Origin of the sequence: Kitasatospora griseola, from assembly GCF_014648555.1 — a bacterium.
GTDB lineage: Bacteria > Actinomycetota > Actinomycetes > Streptomycetales > Streptomycetaceae > Kitasatospora > Kitasatospora griseola.
In genome coordinates, this window is sequence record NZ_BMRI01000034.1 from 83,471 (window position 1) to 88,806 (window position 5,336).

4 protein-coding genes, 1 rRNA gene and 1 pseudogene are annotated in these 5,336 nt (G+C 72.7%); 1 reads left to right on the forward strand and 5 read right to left on the reverse strand.

Annotation, left to right across the window (positions count from 1 at the left end; translation table 11 throughout):
* Positions 1-393: HAD-IIA family hydrolase (locus IEZ12_RS39360; protein WP_373295547.1), on the reverse strand; the 393-nt coding region annotated here is incomplete at its 3' end.
* A gap of 42 nt (positions 394-435) precedes the next feature.
* Positions 436-948 carry a tetratricopeptide repeat protein gene (locus tag IEZ12_RS30360; RefSeq protein ID WP_189276541.1) on the reverse strand — a complete coding sequence of 171 codons (513 nt, stop codon included), beginning with the start codon at positions 946-948 and terminating at the stop codon, positions 436-438.
* A 108-nt stretch (positions 949-1,056) separates the two neighbouring features.
* On the opposite strand from IEZ12_RS30360, the gene IEZ12_RS30365 reads away from it, so the two are divergent.
* The gene (locus IEZ12_RS30365) at positions 1,057-2,412 is read left to right on the forward strand and encodes a DUF1015 family protein (RefSeq protein WP_189276543.1); all 1,356 of its coding nucleotides are present in this window, start codon (positions 1,057-1,059) and stop codon (positions 2,410-2,412) included.
* Between the two features lie 71 nt (positions 2,413-2,483).
* Here the strand turns inward: IEZ12_RS30365 and IEZ12_RS30370 are convergent, their stop codons facing one another.
* From IEZ12_RS30370 to rrf, 3 genes and pseudogenes are all read right to left on the reverse strand, one after another.
* Complete coding sequence (locus tag IEZ12_RS30370; RefSeq protein ID WP_043910223.1) at positions 2,484-3,365, reverse strand: tetratricopeptide repeat protein; 882 nt, start codon at positions 3,363-3,365, stop codon at positions 2,484-2,486.
* Positions 3,366-3,497: 132 nt separating this feature from the next.
* Positions 3,498-4,139, reverse strand: a pseudogene (locus tag IEZ12_RS40855) (DEAD/DEAH box helicase); the annotation flags it as partial.
* 870 nt (positions 4,140-5,009) lie between these two features.
* Positions 5,010-5,126, reverse strand: a 5S ribosomal RNA gene (rrf, locus tag IEZ12_RS30380).
* Positions 5,127-5,336 lie beyond the last annotated feature (210 nt).

A 5,336-nucleotide genomic window follows, 5' to 3' on the forward strand; every position in this document is an offset into this window, starting at 1 on the left:
GGAGCGCACCGGCACCAGCCCGCGTTCCTGCAGCGCCTCCACCAGCCCGGCCCCGCCGATCACCAGCACCCGGGACCCCGCAGGCACCTTCTCCGACACCAGCCGCGCCGCCGCCTGCGCCGAGTTGATCACATCGGCGGGCTCGGCCGGCACGCCCAGCTCCGACAGGTGCTGCGCCACCACCCGCGGCGGCCGCGACGCGTTGTTCGTCACGTACGCCAGCCGCATGCCCGCGGTCCGCGCCCGCTCCAACGACTCCACCGCGTGCTCGATCGCGTGCGGCCCGGCGTACACCACCCCGTCCAGGTCCAGCAGCGCCGTGTCGTACACCTCCGTCAACGCCACCGCACTGCCCTGCGGCACGCTCCGCACCTGGCCGGCGCTCTCCGCCATCACACCGCTCCCTGTCCCCTCGAACCGATCGACCCCGCCACCTTAGGCCGTGCCGCCGCCCGGCTCCTCCGGCGGAGCCAAATACCCCGGCGCCCCCGGCTGCAGCGGACCGAACGCCCCCGCCCGGGCCGCCAGCGTCGCCCTGGTCTGCCGCAGCGCCGCCCGGTAGTGCTCGTTGCCCGGCTGCATCGCCACCGCCAGCGCCAGGTGCTCCGCGGACGACTCGAAGTCCCCCAGCCGGGCCGCCGCCACTCCCCACCCGAACTGCGCGTAGTCGTCCGACGGATCCGCCACCGCCACCGTCCGGAAACTCTCCAGCGCCGCCGCGTACTGCCCCGCGTCGAACTGCGCCCGCCCCAGCGCCTCCCGGATCGACCGCGACCCCGGCTCCGCCTCCGCGGCCCGCGTCAGCAGCTGCACCGCCGCCGCCGGATGCCGCTCCTCCAACAGCCGCACCCCGCGCCGGAACCAGTCGTACACCCCGCCGCCCGGCGTCCCCGCCGCGCTCCCCGGGGAGGCCGCCGCGCCGTCGCTGTCATGACTCCCATAGCTCATCCGTCACTCCCCGCTCAGCCGTTACGCACCCGTCGCGCCGCCCCGCAACCGGAACGGCTGCGCGAATCGCGATCTCCCAACAAGGAGTACCCGGCTAACATGCCCAGGATGAGCGCCCCTCGTGCCGAAATCGGCAACGAGCCCTCGGGCGGCCCCGGAGACCCCGGGCACGTCGCCACCGCAGGGCTGTCCCTGTCCCCGTTCCGCGGCCTGCGCTACGACCCCCAGAAGGTCGGCAACCTGGCCGCGGTGACCTCACCCCCGTACGACGTGGTGGACCCCGGACGGCGCCAGGACCTGGAGACCTCGGACCCGCACAACATCGTCCGACTCATCCTGCCGCGTCCCGAACCGGAGGACTCCGGTCTCCGCCCCGACCGCGACACTCGCTACCGGCACGCCGCCCGGCTGCTGCGCGACTGGCGCGAACGGGGCGTCCTCACCGCCGACCCCCGGCCCGCGTTGTACGTCTACGAGCAACGCCCGCCCACCGGCGACCTCCAGCGCGGACTGATCGGCGCCCTCGCCGTCAGCGGCGCCGAAGCCGGCGTCGTCCTCCCCCACGAGGACGTCATGCCCAAACCCGTCGCCGACCGGGTCGGCCTGATGCGCACCACCCGCGCCAACCTCGAACCCCTGCTGCTCACCTACCGCGGCCAAGGCCGGGCCGCCGAGGTCGTCGACCGCACCGCCGGCGGCGAACCACTGCTCCACGTCACCACCTCCGACGGCACCCAGCACCGCCTTTGGGCCGTCACCGCTCCCGCCGACCTGGCCGCCGTCAGCCGCGACCTGGCCACCTGCCGCGCCCTGATCGCCGACGGCCACCACCGCTGGGAGATGTACCTGCGGCTGCAGCGCGAGCACCGCCACCTGCCCCGCAGCCCCTGGGACCGCGGCCTGGTCCTGCTCGTCGACACCGACCGCTACCCGCTGAAGGTCCGCGCCATCCACCGCGTCCTGCACCGGCTGCCCCTGCACGCCGCAGTGGCCGCCCTGGACCCCGACATCTGGCAGCTCACCGAACTCCCCGGCACCCTCGACGACGCCCTCAAGGCCCTCGCCGAGGCCCGCACGGACGCCCGCAACGCCTTCGTCCTCACCGCCGGCGACGACCGCTATCTGCTGCTCACCGGCCCCGACGAGGCCACCCTCGAAGCCACTGTCCGCACCGACCGCCCCGAGGAGTGGCGCCGCCTCGACGCCACCGTCCTGCACGCCACTCTGCTCGACCGCACCTGGCACGTCCCCGACAGCCCCGAGCACATCGGCTACCTGCACTCCGCCGAAGCCGCCGTCCGCGAGGCCGCCCGCACCGGCGGCACCGCCGTCCTGCTCCACCCCGTCGAGGAGCGCGTGGTCCGCCGCCTCGCCGAACAGGGCGTCACCATGCCCCGCAAGTCGACGTCCTTCGGCCCCAAACCGGCCACCGGACTGGTTCTGCGCTCCCTCGAACTCGGCTGACAACCGGCCGACGACGCAGAACGGCCCCCGTTCCTACCCGGAACGGGGGCCGTCCGACCATCAGCCGGGGATCAGGCCTGCTTCGGCTTCTGCTCCTCGGAGGAGTCCTCGTCGTACTCCTCGTCGATCTCGAGGTCGTCGTCGTCGTAGAACTCCTCGACGTCCTCCTCGTCCTCGAAGATCATCCGGTCGTCGCCGATCTCGTCCTTCGCGATCGGCTTGCGCACCGGCTCCTCGGACTCCTGCGCCTCGTCCTCGGCGTCCTCGTCCAGCGCGTCGGTGAACTCCACGCCGTCGATCTCCGCCAGCCGCTCGGAAGCGTTGGTCGAGCCGTCCGAGTCGGCCTCCACAGCCTTCACGAACCACTCGCGGGCCTCGTCCGCCCGACCCGCCGCGATCAGCGCGTCGGCGTACGCGTAGCGCAGGCGCGCCGTCCACGGGTGGATCGCCGAGGACGCCAGCTCCGGGCTCTGCAGGGTCACCACGGCCGCGTCGAACTGCTCCAGATCCGCCCGGGCACCCGCCGCGACCAGCCGCATCTCGACCTGACCGGCCTTGTCCAGCTGCTTCACCTCGGGCTCGCCGGCCATCGCCAGCGCCCGCTCCGGACGACCCAGACCGCGCTCGCAGTCCGCCATCACCGGCCACAGGTCCACCCGGCCGGTCATCCGCTTCGCGGCCCGGAACTCGGTCAGCGCCTCGGAGTACCGCTGCGTCATGTACGACGCGAAACCGGCCGCCTCCCGGACGCTCGCCACTCGCGACGCCAGCCGCAGCGCGACGCGCGAGTAGTTGTAGGCCTCCTCCGGCTCGGTGTCGAGCAGCCGCGCGACCATCACCAGGTTGCGGGCCACGTCGTCCGCGAGCGTCTTCGGCAGGCTCTTCAGGTCCTGACGCACGTCCGCGTCGATCTCGAAGCCGGTCACGTCGTCCGGGATCGGCAGCCGACGCACCGGCTCCGGCCGGCGCTCGTCGTACTCCCGACGGAACCCACCACGGTCTTCCCGGCCACCCCGGTACCCACCGCGCTCGCCACCACGGTCGTCACGACCACGGAAGCCGCCACGGTCACCGCGGTCGTCACGGCGGAAGCCACCGCGCTCGCCACCGCGCTCGTCACGGCCACGGAAGCCGCCGCCCTGCGGACGGTCGCCACGGTCATCCCGACGGAACCCACCCTGCGGGCGGTCGTCGCGACGCTCGAACCCGCCACTGCGCTGCGGACGGTCGCCGTACGACGGCCGGTCGCCACGGTCGTCGCGGTCCCGGTAGCCGCCCTGCGGACGGTCGTCGCGACGGAACCCACCCTGCGGGCGGTCACCGCGGTCATCGCGGCGGAAGCCGCCACGGTCGCCACCCTGGGGGCGGTCGTCGCGACGCTCGAACCCACCACTGCGCTGCGGACGGTCACCGTAGGACGGGCGGTCGCCACCACGGTCGTCCCGACGGAAGCCACCCTGCGGGCGGTCGCCACGGTCGTCCCGGCGGAAACCGCCACGGTCGCCACCCTGGGGACGGTCGTCACGGCCACGGAAGCCGCCCTGGGGGCGGTCGTCGCGACGCTCGAACCCACCACTGCGCTGCGGACGGTCACCGTAGGACGGACGGTCGCCACGGTCGTCGCGACGGAACCCACCCTGCGGGCGGTCACCGCGGTCGTCCCGGCGGAACCCACCGCTCTGCGGACGGTCACCGTACGACGGACGGTCGCCACGGTCATCACGACGGAAGCCACCCTGCGGGCGGTCGTCGCGACGCTCGAACCCACCGCTGCGCTGCGGACGGTCACCGTAGGACGGACGGTCGCCACGGTCGTCGCGACGGAACCCACCCTGCGGGCGGTCGCCACGGTCGTCCCGGCGGAACCCACCGCTCTGCGGACGGTCACCGTACGACGGACGGTCACCGCGGTCATCACGGCGGAAGCCACCCTGCGGGCGGTCACCGCGGTCGTCACGGCGGAACCCGCCACGGTCGCCACCCTGCGGGCGGTCGTCACGCGAGCGGTAGCCGCCGCCACCGTAGGACGGGCGGTCGCCGCCACGGTCATCGCGACGGAAGCCGCCGCGGTCGCCGCCCTGGGGACGGTCGTCGCGGCCACGGTAGCCACCGCCCTGCGGACGGTCGCCGTACGACGGCCGGTCGCCACGGTCGCTGCGGTAACCCCCGCGGTCGCCGCCACGGTCACCGCGGTCGTCACGACCGCGGTAGCCGCCGCCTTCGCCACGGTCGTCACGACGCGGGCCACGGTCGTTCGACCAGCCCCCGCGCGACCTGGGCTCGTACCCCCGGCCGCCGTCGTTACGGCGCTCGGGCCGGTCCTGGGGCGGGTTCGACATGCTGGTGACTCCTGTCTGCACACTGCTGGCTTGAGAGGCGCCACTGCCGATCCCTCGACACCAGCGCGCGATCCGGGCGATCCCTCGGACCCCGTCGGGGTCCGGTACGTCCGTCTTGTTCCATTGTCCGGCACACGGACGAGCACCGCGTCCGGGTGCCCGACCGCCGTCCGCCGGCCGTCGTGTTCGGCTGAAAAAGCCCAACAAAAAAGGCCGAGGCCCCAGCTCATCGCTGGGGCCTCGGCCTTTTGAAGAATTGTTCGGCGGCGTCCTACTCTCCCACAGGGTCCCCCCTGCAGTACCATCGGCGCTATGAGGCTTAGCTTCCGGGTTCGGAATGTAACCGGGCGTTTCCCTCATGCTATGACCACCGAAACCCTATCGGGTATTCAGCGAACACACTTTTCAGTTGAAATATGTGTTTACTTACCTGGCGGATCCGAATGGATCGGTTCCTTACCGGCGATAGCTGTTCGCTACCCGGGAACCACACAGTGAACGCGAGCGTCTGAGGACAAGCCCTCGGCCTATTAGTACCGGTCAACTCCACCCCTCACAGGGCTTCCATATCCGGCCTATCAACCC

Coding starts and splice junctions, on each gene's coding strand:
- IEZ12_RS30365 (WP_189276543.1), top strand. CDS start 1,057: ATGAGCGCCCCTCGTGCCGAAATCGGCAACGAGCCCTCGGGCGGCCCC.
- IEZ12_RS30360 (WP_189276541.1), bottom strand. CDS start 948: ATGAGCTATGGGAGTCATGACAGCGACGGCGCGGCGGCCTCCCCGGGG.